The sequence below is a fragment of the Olleya namhaensis genome, assembly GCF_900114005.1.
In the GTDB taxonomy this organism is placed as follows: Bacteria; Bacteroidota; Bacteroidia; order Flavobacteriales; family Flavobacteriaceae; genus Olleya; species Olleya namhaensis.
The window spans coordinates 399192-415378 of record NZ_FORM01000001.1; the positions used below are offsets into that span (position 1 = coordinate 399192).

Genomic DNA, 16187 nt, shown 5'->3' on the forward strand with positions numbered 1-16187 from the left:
CAACCAGACTACTCAAATCTAGCACCAATAATTGCCATAAAGCGGATTTCGTAATCTTCTTTACCTTCCCAATTATTATAATCTGGCTTAACCACATTATTAATTAAATTACTTGCTTCTTCTAAAGAAGACGATGTGTTTAATTGTGATAACACTCTGTTATAATCGTCAACTTCTCCATCAAACAAATGTTTGATAAAAGCTAACTTATCATTTAAACCTATATTTAATCCAGATTTCAATCTATCGTTTAAACTCTTTTTCTCATTAGCATCAGACTTTGCTACCGGTTCAAAAACAGGAATATCATCAAATCCAGCAGTGATATCTTCAAAATCGTTTTTACTATAGTCTTCCTTTGGTAAAACTGAAGCAAGCAAATCGTCCACCTGATGGGTTTCGTCCGGCATTTGAGCAACCATATCCTTAATTTTCTCCATTAATGGCTCCATTATAGCATCATCTTCATCATCATCTAAGTTAATGTAGGTTTTATTATCAACTTCAATATTATCGCTTACCTTATTATTAAAAGCAGAGTCTAACATATCAAAAAACGAGGAGTCATTTCCTATAGTTGGCAAAGCGTCGTCTAAATTTTCGCTTGCAAACTTCAAAACAGTTAATTTTTCATACAAAGCAGCAACCTCAGCATGCATTTGGTTAACATCCTCTTTACCACCTAGCTTTAGAATCCTATGTGCTATACTCATTAATTCTGATTCTAATTTCTTCTTCATGGTTTTATTTTTTTTTATAATTTTTGAATTTATTGCAAGTTAGCCTTTTGATTTTTAATAAATTTGACCCACCTTTATACAAAACGTAAACACATTACGTTTTAGTGCTAAATTTACAAAATGTTTCTCGAAAATACAGTAAATCAAAAAGAACAATTTGGATGGATTGAAGTCATCTGTGGATCAATGTTTTCTGGTAAAACAGAAGAGTTAATCCGTAGGCTTAAACGTGCTCAATTTGCTAAACAAAAAGTTGAAATTTTTAAACCAGCAATCGATACACGTTATGACGAAGAGATGGTTGTCTCTCACGATTCTAACGAGATCAGATCGACTCCCGTACCCGCTGCTGCCAATATTCCAATATTAGCAGACGGTTGCGATGTGGTTGGTATTGACGAAGCTCAGTTTTTTGATGACGAAATTGTTAGAGTATGTAATGATCTAGCAAACAAAGGAATTCGTGTGATTGTTGCCGGACTAGATATGGATTTTAAAGGAAACCCCTTTGGACCAATGCCTAATTTAATGGCGACTGCAGAATATGTTACAAAAGTACATGCGGTATGCACTAGAACAGGAAACCTTGCACAATATAGTTTTAGAAAATCTGCTAATGACAACTTAGTTTTATTAGGTGAAACTGAAGAGTATGAGCCACTGTCTAGAGCTGCTTATTACAAAGCAACCATGCGAGAAAAAATAAAAGACATAACTGTTCAGGATGCACAACAAGTAGATCAAAAACCTAAAACAACAAATGGTTAACGCTCAAGAAACCGTTTTAGAAATAGATTTAAATGCCCTAAAACATAACTTTGAGTATTTAAAATCTAAACTATCAGGAAACACAAAATTTCTGGCAGTAGTAAAAGCATTTGCTTACGGTAGTGATGCTGAAGAGGTCGCTAAATATCTAGAAACATTAGATGTTGATTACTTTGCAGTTGCTTATACTTATGAAGGCGTTGCACTTCGCGATGCTGGTGTAACAACCCCAATTTTAGTGCTACACCCTCTTCCTGTTAGTTTTGACACCATTATTGAGCGCTGCTTGGAACCAAGTTTATACTCCAAACGTTTATTGGATCTTTTTATCGCTTGCGCTGAAACACATAAACAAAGTAACTACCCTGTTCATTTAAAATTTAATACAGGCCTAAACAGGCTTGGTTTTGCAGATCAAGATATCCCTGAAATTTCAGAAGCACTATCTAAAACTGAAACTATAAAAGTAAAAAGTCTATTTTCTCATTTAGCAGAAAGCGAAGAAGTGGAACACCCAGATTTTACTTTAAAGCAAATAGAACGTTTTACAGCTATCTATAAAAAAGTATATCGTTATTTAGATTACAAACCTTTCCTACACCTATGTAATACATCAGGACTATTAAATTATCCTGAAGCACATTTTGATATGGTTAGAAGCGGTATTGGTCTTTATGGTTTTGGAAACGATCCCCGATTTAATAAACACCTAAAACCTATTGCATCTTTAAAAACAATTATATCTCAAATACATCATATAAAACAAGGCGAGAGTCTAGGGTATAATAGAGCCTATATAGCAGCAAAAGATACAAAAACAGCAACATTACCTATTGGCCATGCAGATGGTATTAATAGACAATATGGTAATGGACATGGTTTTGTGACTATTAATAATCAAAAAGCATACATATTAGGTAACGTTTGTATGGACATGATTATGGTAGATGTCACAAATATAGACTGTAAAGAAGGTGATCAAGTCGTCATTTTTGATACAAATCACACTGTAGACACTTTAGCAGAAAACGCCAATTCTATCTCATACGAATTGCTTACTGCGGTATCTCAGCGAGTAAAACGCGTAATTTGTCGATAAGTTAGTACCCAACCGACCTGTTTTTTCCTGTTTATGTTAAAAAATTAACTAAATTCGAAGTAGTAAATATAAACTAACATTTAAAATTAGAACATTATGCTTAAAGAATTTAAGAATTTTATCATGACAGGAAACGTAATTGAATTTGCGGTTGCTGTAATTATGGCTGGAGCTATAGGACTTGTAATTAACGGTTTTGTTGGAGACATCATTATGCCAGTTGTAGGTCATTTTGCAGGAGGAATGGACTTCGCTAGCTTAGCTTACCAATTAGATCCAGCAGTATTAGCTGCTGACGGAACAGTAGAAAAAGCTGCTAACAGTATCCGTTACGGTGCATGGATCAATACAATAATTAACTTATTTATTGTTGGTTTTGTAATGTTCTTAATGGTTAAAGCTTACAATAAAACTAAGAAGCCAGTTGAGGCTGCTGCACCAGCAGGACCAACTGATAATGAATTATTAATGGAAATCAGAGACGCTTTAAAAAAGTAATCTAAATTCTATTATTAGTATCAAAAACCGATTTTATATTTAAAATCGGTTTTTTTTACGCCTAATTTTTACGAAAAAATTAATACTTTTTATATTCTTTCTTTACTTAAATACCCTAATTTTAAACCTTAATTAAATTAATAGTAAAAATGAGAGTAGCAGTAGTTGGAGCAACCGGAATGGTTGGAGAAGTAATGCGTAAAGTACTAGAAGAAAGACAGTTTCCTATTTCAGAATTTATTCCTGTAGCATCAGAACGTTCTGTAGGTAAATCTATCTCATTTAATGGTAAAGATTATACCATTGTAAGCTTACAAGATGCCGTAAATGCTAAGCCTGATATTGCTTTATTTTCGGCAGGAGGAAACACGTCTTTAGAGTGGGCTCCAAAATTTGCGGAAGTTGGTACTACCGTTATTGATAATTCTTCTGCGTGGAGAATGGATCAAAGCAAAAAATTAATTGTTCCAGAAATTAATGCGGATCAATTAACTACATCAGATAAAATTATAGCAAACCCAAATTGCTCTACCATACAAATGGTAATGTGTTTGGCTCCGCTTCATAAAAAATACAAAATCAAACGTGTTGTTGTTTCAACTTACCAATCTATTTCTGGTACAGGTGTAAAAGCAGTACAACAATTAGAAAACGAATTAGCCGGAATTGATGGAGAAATGGCATACCACTATCCTATCTTTAAAAATGCAATCCCGCATTGCGATGTCTTTGAAGACAATGGTTATACTAAAGAAGAATTAAAACTAGTAAACGAAACTCAAAAAATATTAAACGATAATACTATAGCGGTAACAGCAACTGCGGTAAGAATACCTACTGCTGGTGGACATAGTGAGTCTGTAAATATTGCTTTTGAAAACGACTTTGACTTAACAGAAGTTAGGGAATTACTTAGCCAAACAGACGGTGTAGTTGTACAAGACAATACAGACGTAAACACATACCCAATGCCTTTATATGCTAATGGTAAAGACGATGTTTTTGTTGGTCGTATTAGACGTGATTTATCTCAAGCAAACACAATTAACATGTGGATTGTAAGTGATAACCTTCGTAAAGGTGCTGCAACAAACACAGTCCAAATTGCAGAATATTTAGTAAAAAATAAATTGGTTTAATATAAAACCAAAAAGCGTACTGCTATCTATTATAGCGTAACGCTTGAAATCTTAAAAAGTGCTTGTTTATTTTAAACAAGCACTTTTTTGTTTAAATTTATAGTCACAACCAAAACGTATTTATAACATGAAAAAAATAGCACTTTGTCTATTAACCCTTTCCATAATTATGTCGTGTAAAGAAGAAGACCAACAACAAGCAGTAAAAAGAGATATAGTCGTTGACTATCCTGATACTAAAAAAGCAGATACAGTAACCAATTATTTTGGAACGGTTGTAAAAGACCCATACCGATGGTTAGAAGATGATAAAAGTGCTGAAACGGAAGCTTGGGTAAAAGCAGAAAACAAAGCGACACACTCATACTTAGACAATATACCGTACAGAAAAGCACTTAAACAGCGTCTTGAAAAACTATGGAATTACGAGAAAATTGGCGCTCCTTTTAAAGAAGGAGAATACACTTATTTTTATAAAAACGATGGATTACAAAACCAATATGTTATCTATAGATACAAAACCGGTGAAGACCCAAGTACAGCAACAGTATTTTTAGACCCAAATACTTTTAAAGAAGACGGAACCATCTCTTTAGGTGGGACAAGTTTTTCTAAAAACGGTAGCGTTTTAGCCTACGCCATCTCTGAAGGAGGTAGCGATTGGCGTAAAATATTAGTTATGGATATCGAATCTAAAAAAATTGTCGAAGACACTTTAGTCGATATTAAATTTAGTGGGATGTCTTGGTATAAAAACGAAGGCTTTTACTACTCTAGTTATGACAAGCCTAAAGGTAGTGAGCTGTCTGCAAAAACAGACCAACACAAAGTTTACTATCACAAATTAGGAACACCTCAAAAAGAAGATCAATTAATTTTTGGTGGTAAAGCTTCAGAAAAACACAGATACATTTACGGTTCAGTAACAGAAGACGACCGTTACTTAATAATTTCTCCTCGTGTTTCTACCTCAGGAAACAAATTATATATCAAAGATTTAACGCAACCTAATTCTAAACTAGTGGAGATTATTGGTAATACCGATAACGACACCTATGTATTAGTTAATGAAGGGTCAAAATTATTTTTAGTAACAAACCTTAACGCGCCAAATAAAAAAATAGTTACAGTTGACGCGTCTAATCCTACTCCAGAAAACTGGGTAGATTTTATACCAGAAACTAAAAATGTGTTAAGTCCATCAACAGCTGGCGGATACTTTTTTACTGAATATATGGTTGACGCCGTATCTAAAGTAATGCAATATGATTACGATGGTAAATTGGTTAGAGAAGTTAAATTACCAGGTGTAGGAAGCGCAGCTGGTTTTGGTGCTAAAAAAGATGAAAAAGAATTATACTATTCGTTTACAAATTATGTAACTCCAGGCAGCATTTACAAATACGATATAGAAAACGGAACTTCAGAATTATTCCGTAAACCAGATATCGATTTTAATCCTGAAAATTACGAGAGCAAGCAAGTTTTTTATGCTTCAAAAGACGGTACAAAAGTACCAATGATAATCACGCACAAAAAAGGATTAGAACTTAATGGTAAAAACCCAACTATTCTTTATGGTTATGGTGGTTTCAACGTTAGTTTAACGCCTAGTTTTAGCATCGCTAATGCGGTTTGGATGGAACAAGGTGGTATTTATGCTGTACCAAATTTACGTGGTGGTGGAGAATACGGAAAAGCTTGGCATGATGCAGGAACGCAATTAAAAAAACAAAATGTTTTTGACGATTTTATCGCTGCTGCGGAATACCTTATTGATCAAAAATATACCTCATCAGACTTTTTAGCAATCCGTGGTGGATCAAACGGTGGATTATTAGTTGGTGCAACGATGACGCAACGTCCAGATTTAATGAAGGTTGCTTTACCTGCAGTTGGTGTTTTAGACATGTTACGTTATCATACTTTTACTGCAGGAGCAGGTTGGGCTTATGACTACGGAACAGCAGAAGACAGCAAAGAAATGTTTGATTATTTAATGGGGTACTCTCCTGTACATAATGTAAAAGAAGGTGTAGAATATCCTGCAACTATGGTAACCACAGGTGATCACGATGACAGAGTTGTACCTGCACATAGTTTTAAATTTGCTGCCCAATTACAAGACAAGCAAACAGGAAGCAATCCAACATTAATACGTATCGAAACTGATGCTGGTCACGGTGCCGGAACACCTGTAAGTAAAACAATAGAGCAATATGCGGACATCTATGGTTTTACACTTTTTAATATGGGATTTGATGTTTTACCAACAGAAATCGAAGATTTTAAAGACTAATAATATTACTTAAAAAAATAGCAGCAAGTGGTTAGTAAAATATATTAACCGTTTGCTGCTATTTTTTATTTCAACAATAACCATTCCCCAACATTTAAACTTATGAAAAAAATACTTTTACTAGCATGTGTTGCTTTTGCCTCACTAACTGCAACAGCGCAAAAAGCGGATGTTAAAACGCAAGACGTTAAAGCTACTTTTGATCAACCAGAGATTCTAAAAAACACTAAAACGTATAGCTACACCATTCAAGATGATGGAAAATACTGGAATTATACTGCTACTGAAGCAAATCCAACAATAGCATCCAATACAGAAGGCATAAACCTAAGTGGGTTAGAGCGTGTTACTGAAAATGCAGACTTACAGGTAATTGTTGGTTTTTCTGGTAACCAATTAAAATCTAGTCCAGGATTAATTGTTTTACAAGGCACATACAATATCATGGTGTTAAATAAAGAAAACAAACTACTCTTGAACATTAAAGAAACTGTAGAAAAGAATGTATCCGCAGCAAAAAGCGAATACAGTATAGTAAACAGGGATACAAGAAACATAACAAAAGCACTTATTGTTACAGAACACGTACAGGATTTACTTAAAGAATATGAGCATTTATTCTCAGGTAGTGCAGACCTAAAAGTGCCATTTGGATTGTTTAAAAAAACAAAGGACGGTGCTGCAGAAAGTTTTAACACGTCTTCTAAACCTTTAATAGATGCCATTGTTGCTAACAGTAACGATACGGAAGCACTAGATAAAGCTATTGCTTTTTGGACCGCTCAATTAAATGTTGATTTTGGAAAAAAAGTTAAAGACAAGATAAAAAATCGCGTTATTTACGCCAATTTAACTTCTGCAAGTTTATTAAAAAAAGACATAAACGCTGCTAAAACCTATTTTGAATTAGTTAAAGAAAACACTGGATTCTTTGATACTTGGACTTCAAATTACAAAACAATATTTAGTCGTTTTGAAAGCGCTAATTCATTAGAAAATTCAGACAACTTAGTAACTGTTGCTGTAACACCAAATAGTGCATATTTAATTACACTACCTGCAGGAAAATACACTTACAAATCTAAAGACCCAATAAACTATTCTAAAATAGAGATTCAAAATTTTGTTCCAAATGTTAAGTCTGGTATTGCATCTTTAGACTCTAAAATAAAGCCAGAAATTTACATTTACGAAAATGATGTAAAAACACTTCGTCATTTTGGAGACGGAAATAACACTATTATTACTAATGATGGTGAAGAAATAATCTTTAAAGTTTACAAAGGAGAATATAAGCCTTGCGTCAAACAAGCGGATGGTTCTTATAAAATGTATAACAGTAATATTGTTATAGAATAGTCATAAAACTAATTTTAAATTAAAGAGTCGCTCTAAATCAGAGCGACTTTTTTAATACATTATTTTTCTTCTTAAAGAAGACTTAAAAAGCAATCTTTAGTTTGGTAGTAATAATCAATTACTCTAGTTTTGCACTCGTAAATGAACAAAATAGTCACTAAATATTTATCCTTATTAGCACTCTTGCTATTGACAGGACTAACTAACGCACATGCAGATACTGCAATTGATGCGGACTATGCTTTAGCTGGTAATCATGAAAATAAAGCTTCAGTAGATGCCAACTTAGGTACTATATCTAATTTTACAATTCAACAAAACGAAACAGCAGAATGGTTTTTCGATTATACCGAAGCCGAAGAAGCAGAAAACGAAGAAACCGTTAGTAGCACGACTATTAACTCTTTTAGTAGTTATATTTTAAAACTGTTTCATACTCAATTATTAAGTGATTTATCTTCTAAACTTCAAAAAGAAGCTAACAGTTTCACCTATATCGTTTGTCAACCTTCGACAAAACTTCATGTTAGATTAGAAGTCTTTATAATCTGATTTTTTCTTTCTATTATAGACTAATTTTTATTGGTTTATTACATATTTCAAAAAAAATAATATAACACAAACAGCCTGTCTTGTGCCGTATTGGCAATGACTTGCTGCAATCACATTTTATTTTACCAATTTATTTTAAATAAAAAATTATGAAAAAAATCTTCATTTTCATGGGTTTATTCGCATGTCTAATTCATACAAGTTGCGAAACTAAAAAAGAAGAAAAGAAAGAACACGTTGCTTTTCTTGTTACCAATCCTATTAAAAAAGACACCACTATAACTAAAGATTATGTTAGTCAAATACATTCTATTAGACATATCGAATTAAGAGCCTTAGAAAGAGGTTATCTAAAAAGCATCTCTGTAGACGAAGGGCAACATGTTAAAAAGGGACAAGCCATGTTCCAAATAATGCCAAATATTTATCAAGCTGAATTACAGAAGGCTAAAGCCGAATCTGACGCTGCCAAAATTGAGTTTCAAAACACGAAATTATTGGCGGATGGTAATGTCGTTTCTCAAAACGAATTAGCCATGGCAAATGCTAATTTAGATAAAGCTAATGCTGAAGTAACTTTAGCACAAACACATTTAGGTTTTACTAGAATTACAGCGCCTTTTGATGGTATCATGGACCATTTAGAAGCAAGAGAAGGGAGCCTTTTAGATGAAGGCGAATTACTTACAACATTGTCTGATAATAGTCAAATGTGGGTCTATTTTAATGTCCCTGAAGCAGAATACCTAGACTATATTACTAGCGCCGATAAAGACACTAAAAAAGAAGTTGGCTTACTAATGGCTAACAACAAACAATTCAACCAAAAAGGAATTGTTGAAACTATTGAAGGAGAGTTTAACAGCGAAACAGGAAATATTGCTTTTAGAGCCACGTTTCCAAATCCGGATGGAATCCTAAGACATGGCGAAACAGGTAGCGTATTAATGGCAGTACCTTTTAAAGACGTTATTATTATTCCTCAAAAAGCAACGTTTCAAGTCTTAGATAAAACCTATGTTTTTATTGTAGATCAAGACCATATCGTAAAACAAAAAGAAATTACTATTGGTGCAGAGTTACCACATCTATTTATTGTTAGTAAAGGACTATCTGAAAACGATACTATCTTACTAGAAGGTATCAGAATGGTTAAAAACAATGAAGAAATAGAAACCAAATTTTTAGAGCCAAACAAAGTAATGTCTGAGTTAGACTTATACGCTGAATAATTTTAGAATTTAATCTACAAAAGACATGTTTAAACAATTTATAAAAAGACCCGTTTTGGCTATTGTCATTTCGGTTATCATTCTATTTATAGGGGGACTTGCCATCAAGCAACTTCCTATATCTCAGTTCCCACAAATAGCACCAACAACGGTAAATATCTTTATCGCTTATCCTGGTTCTAGTTCTGAAGTATTAGTTAATTCGACATTAATCCCATTAGAAACAGCCATTAATGGTGTACAAGATATGCGCTATATCGCGTCTGATGCAACCAGTGCCGGAGAAGCAACCATTCGTGTTATTTTTGAACCAGGCACAGATCCAAACGAGGCTGTAGTCCGGGTAAAAACACGTGTGGATCAAGTAATGCCACTATTACCAGAATTGGTACAACGTGAAGGCGTTATTATATCCCCAGTCCAACCTAGTATGTTAATGTACGTTAACCTATCTAGCACAGATAAAAATAATGATGAAAAGTTTTTATATAACTATGCTTACACTAAGGTTATACCAGAAATACAACGTATTAAAGGGATTGCAAGCGCTCAAATTTTAGGAAGCAGAAAATACGCGATGAGAGTTTGGCTAAAACCAGACCGTATGCGTGCGTATAATATTTCTGCCGAAGAAGTATTAGAAGCCATGGAGGAGCAAAGTATTTTAGCTAGACCTGGACGACTAGGACGTAGTTCTGGTATGACTGCACAATCCTTAGAATATGTACTAACCTATGAAGACCGCTATAATGAACCTGAACAATACGAAGAGATTATAATCCGTGCCAATAAAGAAGGAGAAATCATTCAATTAAAAGATATTGCAGAGGTTAATCTAGGAAGTGAATTTTTTGATATTTACTCCAACTTAGACGGAAAACCTTCCGCGTCAATAGTATTAAAACAAACGTTTGGAAGTAACGGTAGCGATGTAATAGATGCTGTAAAAGTAAAATTAGCAGAATTAGAAGTAGAACTACCACCGGATGTAGACTTTCAAATTAGTTATGATGTGTCTAACTTTTTAGATGCGTCTATAGAACAAGTATTACACACCCTTAGGGATGCTTTTATCTTAGTTGCTATTGTAGTATTTCTATTTTTAGGGGATTGGCGTTCTACATTAATCCCGATTATAGCCGTACCCGTATCTTTAATTGGAGCCTTTTTTGTAATGCAATTATTTGGATTGTCCATCAACTTAATAACATTGTTTGCATTAGTACTAGCTATTGGTATTGTCGTCGATAATGCTATTGTCGTCGTGGAAGCCGTCCATGTTAAAATGGAAGAAGAACATCTCACCCCCTACAAAGCATCGTATGAAGTGTTAGGTGAAATTGGAGGCGCTATTGTCGCTATTACTTTGGTGATGGTTTCTGTTTTTATTCCTATTTCATTTATGACGGGGCCTGTAGGTGTTTTCTATCGTCAATTCTCTATTACTATGGCTGGTGCTATTGTTATTTCAGCAATTGTTGCATTAACACTAACACCTGTATTATGTGCCATGTTACTTAAAAACAACCATGGAAAAACTAAAAAATCACCAATAGATAAATTTATCAACTGGTTTAATAATGGTTTTGAAAAACTAACAGGTAGGTATGTCAAAATACTTAATAAAATTGTAGCAAGACGCGTAATAACCTTTGGAATATTAGCTGCTTTTTGTGCCGGTATTTATTTCACCAACAAAGTATTACCAGCAGGATTTATACCTAATGAGGATCAAGGTATGATTTACGCTATTATTCAGACACCGCCAGGTGCAACGTTAGAACGCACAAACGAAGTCGCTAAAAAACTTCAGAAAATATGTGAAGAAACAGAAGGTGTAGAATCAGTATCCTCTTTAGCCGGTTACGAGATCATGACGGAAGGTCGTGGATCTAATGCCGGAACCTGTTTAATTAATCTTAAATCTTGGTCAGATCGTGAGCATACCGTGCACGAAATCATGGAAGAATTAGAAGAAGAGACTAAAGATCTAGGTGCGGTTATCGAATATTTTGAACCACCTGCTGTTCCTGGATTTGGATCTTCTGGAGGGTTTGCCATGCGTCTATTAGACAAAACGAATTCAACGGATTATCATCATTTTGAAGAGATTAACAACAACTTTATAGAAGCTCTATCTAAACGTAAAGAGCTTACAGGTTTGTTTACCTTTTTCTCTGCAAATTACCCACAATATCAATTAAAAATAAACAACAAGATTGCTATGCAAAAAGGAGTAACCATTAGCAAAGCAATGGAAAATTTGAATATTTTAATTGGTAGTACTTACGAGCAAGGTTTTATTCGTTTTGGTAGATTCTTTAAGGTTTACACACAAGCAGGACCAGAATATAGACGCTTACCATCCGATCTTGAAAAGCTTTTTGTTAAAAATGAAGAAGGAGAAATGGTACCATATTCTGCATTTATGACTATCACTAAAAAACTAGGACCTAATGAGATTACAAGATATAATCTTTACAACTCAGCATCCATTAGAGGCTTACCAGCTTCAGGATTTACAAGTGGAGATGCCATTAATGCCATTAAGGAAGTTGCTGCTAAAGAACTTCCTAGAGGTTATGATATTGCTTGGGAAGGACTGTCTTATGACGAAGCAAGTAGAGGTAACGAATCCACTTATATTTTTATAGTAGTACTAATATTTGTGTACTTTGTTTTAGCCGCACAATACGAGAGTTTTTTATTACCATTTGCAGTAATATTATCACTACCTGTGGGTGTTTTCGGGTCATTCTTCCTGTTAAAATCAATGGGGTTAGCTAACGATGTTTATGCACAAATTGGAGTTATCATGCTGGTCGGATTACTTGGTAAAAACGCAGTACTAATTGTCGAATTTGCAGTACAAAAACAACGTGAAGGTGCTACAATTCTGGAAGCAGCTATTGAAGGTTCTAGAGCCAGATTTAGACCTATTTTAATGACGTCCTTTGCCTTTATCGCTGGATTAATTCCGCTAATAGTAGCATCCGGAGCAGGTGCTATTGCCAATAAAACCATTGGTAGTTCTGCTTTAGGAGGAATGCTTATTGGAACCCTTGGTGGTGTTTTAATTATCCCTGGCTTATACTACATTTTTGCTAAAATGGCTGAAGGAAAAAGTCTTATTAAAGATGAGTCTCATGAGCCATTATCTGAAGAATTTATTAGAAATAGTGAATCTGCTGGTAAACAAACAAAAGAAAATACCGAACAAATAAGCAAATTGAAAAGTCTATTTAAAAAACTAAGCAAAAGAAACAAAGATGAATAATTTTAAAAAACATATAAAGATCAGAAAACGTTTCGTAATAGGTGTTTTAACAATACTATTCTTGTATTCTTGCGCACCTACCAGAATTGTTAGAGCAGAAAACAAGACCGTTCCTGAGCAGTATAAAAGTCAATCAGAAGACACGACAAATACTGCCAATATGCAATGGAAAGATTTTTTCAAAGATCCTAATTTAGTCGCGTTAATAGATAGCGCTTTAGTTAATAATCAGGAGCTAAACATTATGTTACAGCAAGTGGATATAGCTAAAAACGAAATAAAAGCTAAAAAAGGAGAATACCTCCCTTTTGTTGGTGTTTACGCTGGAGCTGAAGTTGAAAAAGTTGGTGAATACACTAGGAGTGGTGCTGTAGAAAAACACTTAAATATCCGTGAAGGTGAAGAATTCCCGGAGCCTTTAACTAATTTTTCAATCGGGCTTTCTGCCTCTTGGGAACTTGATGTTTGGAAAAAACTTCGCAATGGTAAAAAAGCAGCAGTTTTAGAATATCTAGCGACTATTGAAGGTCAACATTTTATGGTAACACAATTGGTTACAGAAATTGCAAGCTCGTATTATGAGCTTATGGCTTTAGATAATCAATTAGAAATTATTGAAGAAAACTTAGAGATCCAGCAACAAGCATTAAAAATGGTGAAACTTCAAAAAGAGGCAGCTAGAGCTACTTTATTAGCTGTAAGACGTTTTGAAGCGGATGTTTATAAAAACCAAAGCAGCAAGTTTAAAATTCAGCAAAAAATAGTTGAGACAGAAAATTTAATTAACTTTTTAGTTGGACGTTACCCACAAACAATAACTAGAAGTTCTAGCAATTTTATTACAAAAACGGTTGATAGTATATCTGCAGGGATTCCAGCTCAACTTTTAGCTAATCGTACAGATATTAGACAAGCAGAGTACGAGTTGTCTGCCTCTAAACTAAACGTGAGTGTTGCAAAAGCTAATTTTTATCCTTCTATCGGTCTTAAAGCTGGTGTAGGATTAGAAGCTTTTAAACCTAAATTTTTGACAAGCACACCTGAATCTTTACTTTACAATTTAGTGGGCGATATTGTAGCGCCATTAATTAACAGAAATGCGATAAAGGCAGAATATAAAAATGCAACTGACCAACAATTGCAAGCTCTTTTTGAATATGAAAAAACCATATTAAATGCGTTTATTGAAGTTACAAATCAGTTGTCTAATGTAGATAATCTTAAAAAAAGCTACCAGCTTAAAGAAGATCAAGTGCAAGCACTTGCAGAATCTATAGACTTATCGCTTAGGTTATTTAGATCTGCTAGAGCAGAATACACAGAAGTGTTGCTAACCCAAAGAGAAGCTTTAGATTCTAAAATTGAAATTATAGAAACTAAAAGGGACCAGTTATTAGCTAACGTAAAACTATATCAGGCTTTAGGTGGCGGTTGGAATTAAATTGTCATGTTTTTTTTAAATTTAAAAACCGCTCAAGTAATTGAGCGGTTTTTTTATATTATTTTTGTGTTATGCTGACAGTTAAAAATCTTACCTTTTCTTATAATAAAACACCTGTTTTAAAAGACCTTTCTTTTACTGCTAAACAAGGTGAAAACGTAGCCATTATCGGAGAAAGTGGCTCAGGAAAAAGCACACTATTAAATCTTATTTTTGGCGAATCCGACTTAAATCAAGGTCAGATTTTTTGGAAGGATGAACAAGTTTTGGGACCAAAATATAATTTAGTTGTAGGTTACGACTTTATGAAATACGTAAGTCAAGAATTTGACTTAATGCCTTTTATAACCGTTGAAGAAAACATTGGTAAACACCTTTCTAATTTTTTTCCAGAAGAAAAAAAAGAACGTACTGCAGAGTTACTAGAAGTTGTAGAACTTACTGAACTTGCTAAAACAAAAGTAAAAACCTTAAGTGGTGGTCAAAAACAGCGTGTAGCATTAGCACGTGCATTGGCAAAACAGCCAGAAATTATTTTATTAGACGAGCCTTTTAGTCATATTGATAACTTCCAAAAACAATCACTTAGACGTAATGTCTTTAGATATTTAAAAGATAAAAACATTACATGTGTTGTTGCAACACATGACAGAGAAGATGTTTTAGGTTTTGCAGACAGAATGATTGTTTTGTACGACAACAAAATTGTTGTTAATGATAGTCCAGAAAATTTATTTAAAAATCCAGAAGCACCATTAATAGCTTCGTTTTTTGGCGAGTTTAATATTATTGGTGATGCTATAATATACGCACATCAATTAAAAATGGTAACCAATTCTGAGCTTAAAGCTACAGTAATACACGCTTATTTTAAAGGACACTATTACTTAATTGAAGCCTTATTAGATGATGATGTTGTGTTTTTTGAGAGTAAAACAAACTTAGAAAAAAATACTACTCAGTATTTAGAAATCATAAGATAGCATAACCACTAAAAGCACCATGATGTGTCAACGAAAAAGAGACATCTAACAAGTCACTGTTATGCTGTAGTTTAGGCACACCAATATTGTTTTTAATAATAGTTACTTCATCTAAATTTAAAGTTTTTAAAAAGCTCCTTTTTAGGCATTTACTCTGTGCGTCATAGTCTTGACTATGATCTAAAAACCATTCACTTTTATAACTTTTACCAGACGCTATTAACGCAATAGAATAAATAAAATCTTCAGTAATTATAGACTCTATAAAATAACGATTGTCTTCAATAATTACCTCTCCTTTTAAATTAGAAAGTAAAGTACATTCCAAACGTTTTGGATTAAAAAACCGTGTTCCAAACTGTTGTACATTTACTTTATACGCAGCTTCTTTCATGCTCCAAAGTAGCCAAACCATTTGGTCTTGATCTTTAGCAGACCAAATTAATTGCTGCTCTCTTGGCGTAAAAATTTTATCTAAAAAACGTGGACGTTTCCAATTACTATCTTTAGCAGCTTGTTTTAAATCGACAATATCATTGCCTATCATTTTGCTGCTAATTTTTCGTTTACAATATCCATTGCTGCTTTTACAGACGTCATTTTTTCCATGTCGTCGTTTTCTATTCTAATATCAAATTCGTCTTCTACATCCAGAATAACATCTACTAAATTTGCTGAATTTATTTTAAGATCATTAATAAAATCAGTCGCTTCAGATAAATTATTAAAAGCGTCTTCGTTTTGAATATAAGGTTGTACAATAGTTTTTAGTTTCGAGATAAGTTCTTCTTTAGTCATAG

Annotated in this window: 14 protein-coding genes; 11 read left to right on the forward strand and 3 right to left on the reverse strand. The window is 33.7% G+C overall.

The genetic code is table 11. The annotated features are described in order from the left end of the window. Nucleotides 1-8 precede the first annotated feature (8 nt). Nucleotides 9-740 (reverse strand): hypothetical protein, encoded by a 732-nt coding sequence (locus BMZ09_RS01710; RefSeq protein ID WP_090836929.1) that lies wholly within the window; start codon nucleotides 738-740, stop codon nucleotides 9-11. Nucleotides 741-860: 120 nt separating this feature from the next. Here BMZ09_RS01710 and BMZ09_RS01715 point away from each other — a divergent pair, with 120 nt between their 5' ends. The 11 genes from BMZ09_RS01715 to BMZ09_RS01765 all read left to right on the forward strand — a co-directional run bounded on the left by BMZ09_RS01715 (nucleotide 861) and on the right by BMZ09_RS01765 (nucleotide 15387). Continuing rightward, nucleotides 861-1508: a thymidine kinase gene (locus tag BMZ09_RS01715; protein ID WP_090836931.1), complete on the forward strand. Its 648-nt coding sequence runs from the start codon at nucleotides 861-863 to the stop codon at nucleotides 1506-1508. Continuing rightward, a complete protein-coding gene (gene alr / locus BMZ09_RS01720; RefSeq protein ID WP_090836932.1) occupies nucleotides 1501-2607 on the forward strand; it encodes an alanine racemase in 1107 nt (368 codons plus the stop codon). The genes BMZ09_RS01715 and alr overlap by 8 nt, the downstream gene beginning before the upstream one ends. A 96-nt stretch (nucleotides 2608-2703) precedes the next feature. After that, nucleotides 2704-3105 carry a large conductance mechanosensitive channel protein MscL gene (gene mscL, locus BMZ09_RS01725; RefSeq protein ID WP_090836934.1) on the forward strand — a complete coding sequence of 134 codons (402 nt, stop codon included), beginning with the start codon at nucleotides 2704-2706 and terminating at the stop codon, nucleotides 3103-3105. Between the two features lie 149 nt (nucleotides 3106-3254). Next, a complete protein-coding gene (locus tag BMZ09_RS01730; RefSeq protein WP_090836935.1) occupies nucleotides 3255-4244 on the forward strand; it encodes an aspartate-semialdehyde dehydrogenase in 990 nt (329 codons plus the stop codon). A 127-nt stretch (nucleotides 4245-4371) separates the two neighbouring features. Further along, entirely contained in the window at nucleotides 4372-6543 is a 2172-nt protein-coding gene (locus tag BMZ09_RS01735) for a prolyl oligopeptidase family serine peptidase (RefSeq protein ID WP_090836937.1), read from the forward strand. A gap of 102 nt (nucleotides 6544-6645) precedes the next feature. Next, complete coding sequence (locus BMZ09_RS01740) at nucleotides 6646-7902, forward strand: hypothetical protein (RefSeq protein ID WP_090836939.1); 1257 nt, start codon at nucleotides 6646-6648, stop codon at nucleotides 7900-7902. Between the two features lie 141 nt (nucleotides 7903-8043). Next, a complete protein-coding gene (locus BMZ09_RS01745) occupies nucleotides 8044-8454 on the forward strand; it encodes a hypothetical protein (protein ID WP_090836941.1) in 411 nt (136 codons plus the stop codon). A gap of 149 nt (nucleotides 8455-8603) precedes the next feature. Then, nucleotides 8604-9686, forward strand: coding sequence for an efflux RND transporter periplasmic adaptor subunit (locus BMZ09_RS01750; protein ID WP_090836943.1), 1083 nt, complete (start codon nucleotides 8604-8606; stop codon nucleotides 9684-9686). Nucleotides 9687-9711: 25 nt separating this feature from the next. Then, nucleotides 9712-12963 (forward strand): efflux RND transporter permease subunit, encoded by a 3252-nt coding sequence (locus tag BMZ09_RS01755; protein ID WP_090836944.1) that lies wholly within the window; start codon nucleotides 9712-9714, stop codon nucleotides 12961-12963. Continuing rightward, the gene (locus BMZ09_RS01760) at nucleotides 12956-14404 is read left to right on the forward strand and encodes a TolC family protein (protein WP_090836946.1); all 1449 of its coding nucleotides are present in this window, start codon (nucleotides 12956-12958) and stop codon (nucleotides 14402-14404) included. Before BMZ09_RS01755 ends, BMZ09_RS01760 begins: the two co-directional genes overlap by 8 nt. Nucleotides 14405-14475: 71 nt before the next feature. Then, nucleotides 14476-15387 (forward strand): ABC transporter ATP-binding protein, encoded by a 912-nt coding sequence (locus BMZ09_RS01765; protein WP_090836948.1) that lies wholly within the window; start codon nucleotides 14476-14478, stop codon nucleotides 15385-15387. Here BMZ09_RS01765 and BMZ09_RS01770 read toward each other — a convergent pair. Beyond that, nucleotides 15377-15934, reverse strand: coding sequence for a 4'-phosphopantetheinyl transferase family protein (locus tag BMZ09_RS01770; RefSeq protein WP_090836949.1), 558 nt, complete (start codon nucleotides 15932-15934; stop codon nucleotides 15377-15379). The genes BMZ09_RS01765 and BMZ09_RS01770 overlap by 11 nt on opposite strands. Continuing rightward, on the reverse strand, nucleotides 15931-16185 hold the full coding sequence (locus BMZ09_RS01775; RefSeq protein WP_090836951.1) for an acyl carrier protein: 255 nt from the start codon (nucleotides 16183-16185) through the stop codon (nucleotides 15931-15933). Before BMZ09_RS01775 ends, BMZ09_RS01770 begins: the two co-directional genes overlap by 4 nt. Between the last annotated feature and the right edge of the window lie 2 nt (nucleotides 16186-16187).

Coding starts and splice junctions, on each gene's coding strand:
- mscL (WP_090836934.1), top strand. CDS start 2,704: ATGCTTAAAGAATTTAAGAATTTTATCATGACAGGAAACGTAATTGAA.
- alr (WP_090836932.1), top strand. CDS start 1,501: ATGGTTAACGCTCAAGAAACCGTTTTAGAAATAGATTTAAATGCCCTA.
- BMZ09_RS01735 (WP_090836937.1), top strand. CDS start 4,372: ATGAAAAAAATAGCACTTTGTCTATTAACCCTTTCCATAATTATGTCG.
- BMZ09_RS01710 (WP_090836929.1), bottom strand. CDS start 740: ATGAAGAAGAAATTAGAATCAGAATTAATGAGTATAGCACATAGGATT.
- BMZ09_RS01755 (WP_090836944.1), top strand. CDS start 9,712: ATGTTTAAACAATTTATAAAAAGACCCGTTTTGGCTATTGTCATTTCG.
- BMZ09_RS01730 (WP_090836935.1), top strand. CDS start 3,255: ATGAGAGTAGCAGTAGTTGGAGCAACCGGAATGGTTGGAGAAGTAATG.
- BMZ09_RS01760 (WP_090836946.1), top strand. CDS start 12,956: ATGAATAATTTTAAAAAACATATAAAGATCAGAAAACGTTTCGTAATA.
- BMZ09_RS01765 (WP_090836948.1), top strand. CDS start 14,476: ATGCTGACAGTTAAAAATCTTACCTTTTCTTATAATAAAACACCTGTT.
- BMZ09_RS01770 (WP_090836949.1), bottom strand. CDS start 15,934: ATGATAGGCAATGATATTGTCGATTTAAAACAAGCTGCTAAAGATAGT.
- BMZ09_RS01740 (WP_090836939.1), top strand. CDS start 6,646: ATGAAAAAAATACTTTTACTAGCATGTGTTGCTTTTGCCTCACTAACT.
- BMZ09_RS01745 (WP_090836941.1), top strand. CDS start 8,044: ATGAACAAAATAGTCACTAAATATTTATCCTTATTAGCACTCTTGCTA.
- BMZ09_RS01775 (WP_090836951.1), bottom strand. CDS start 16,185: ATGACTAAAGAAGAACTTATCTCGAAACTAAAAACTATTGTACAACCT.
- BMZ09_RS01750 (WP_090836943.1), top strand. CDS start 8,604: ATGAAAAAAATCTTCATTTTCATGGGTTTATTCGCATGTCTAATTCAT.
- BMZ09_RS01715 (WP_090836931.1), top strand. CDS start 861: ATGTTTCTCGAAAATACAGTAAATCAAAAAGAACAATTTGGATGGATT.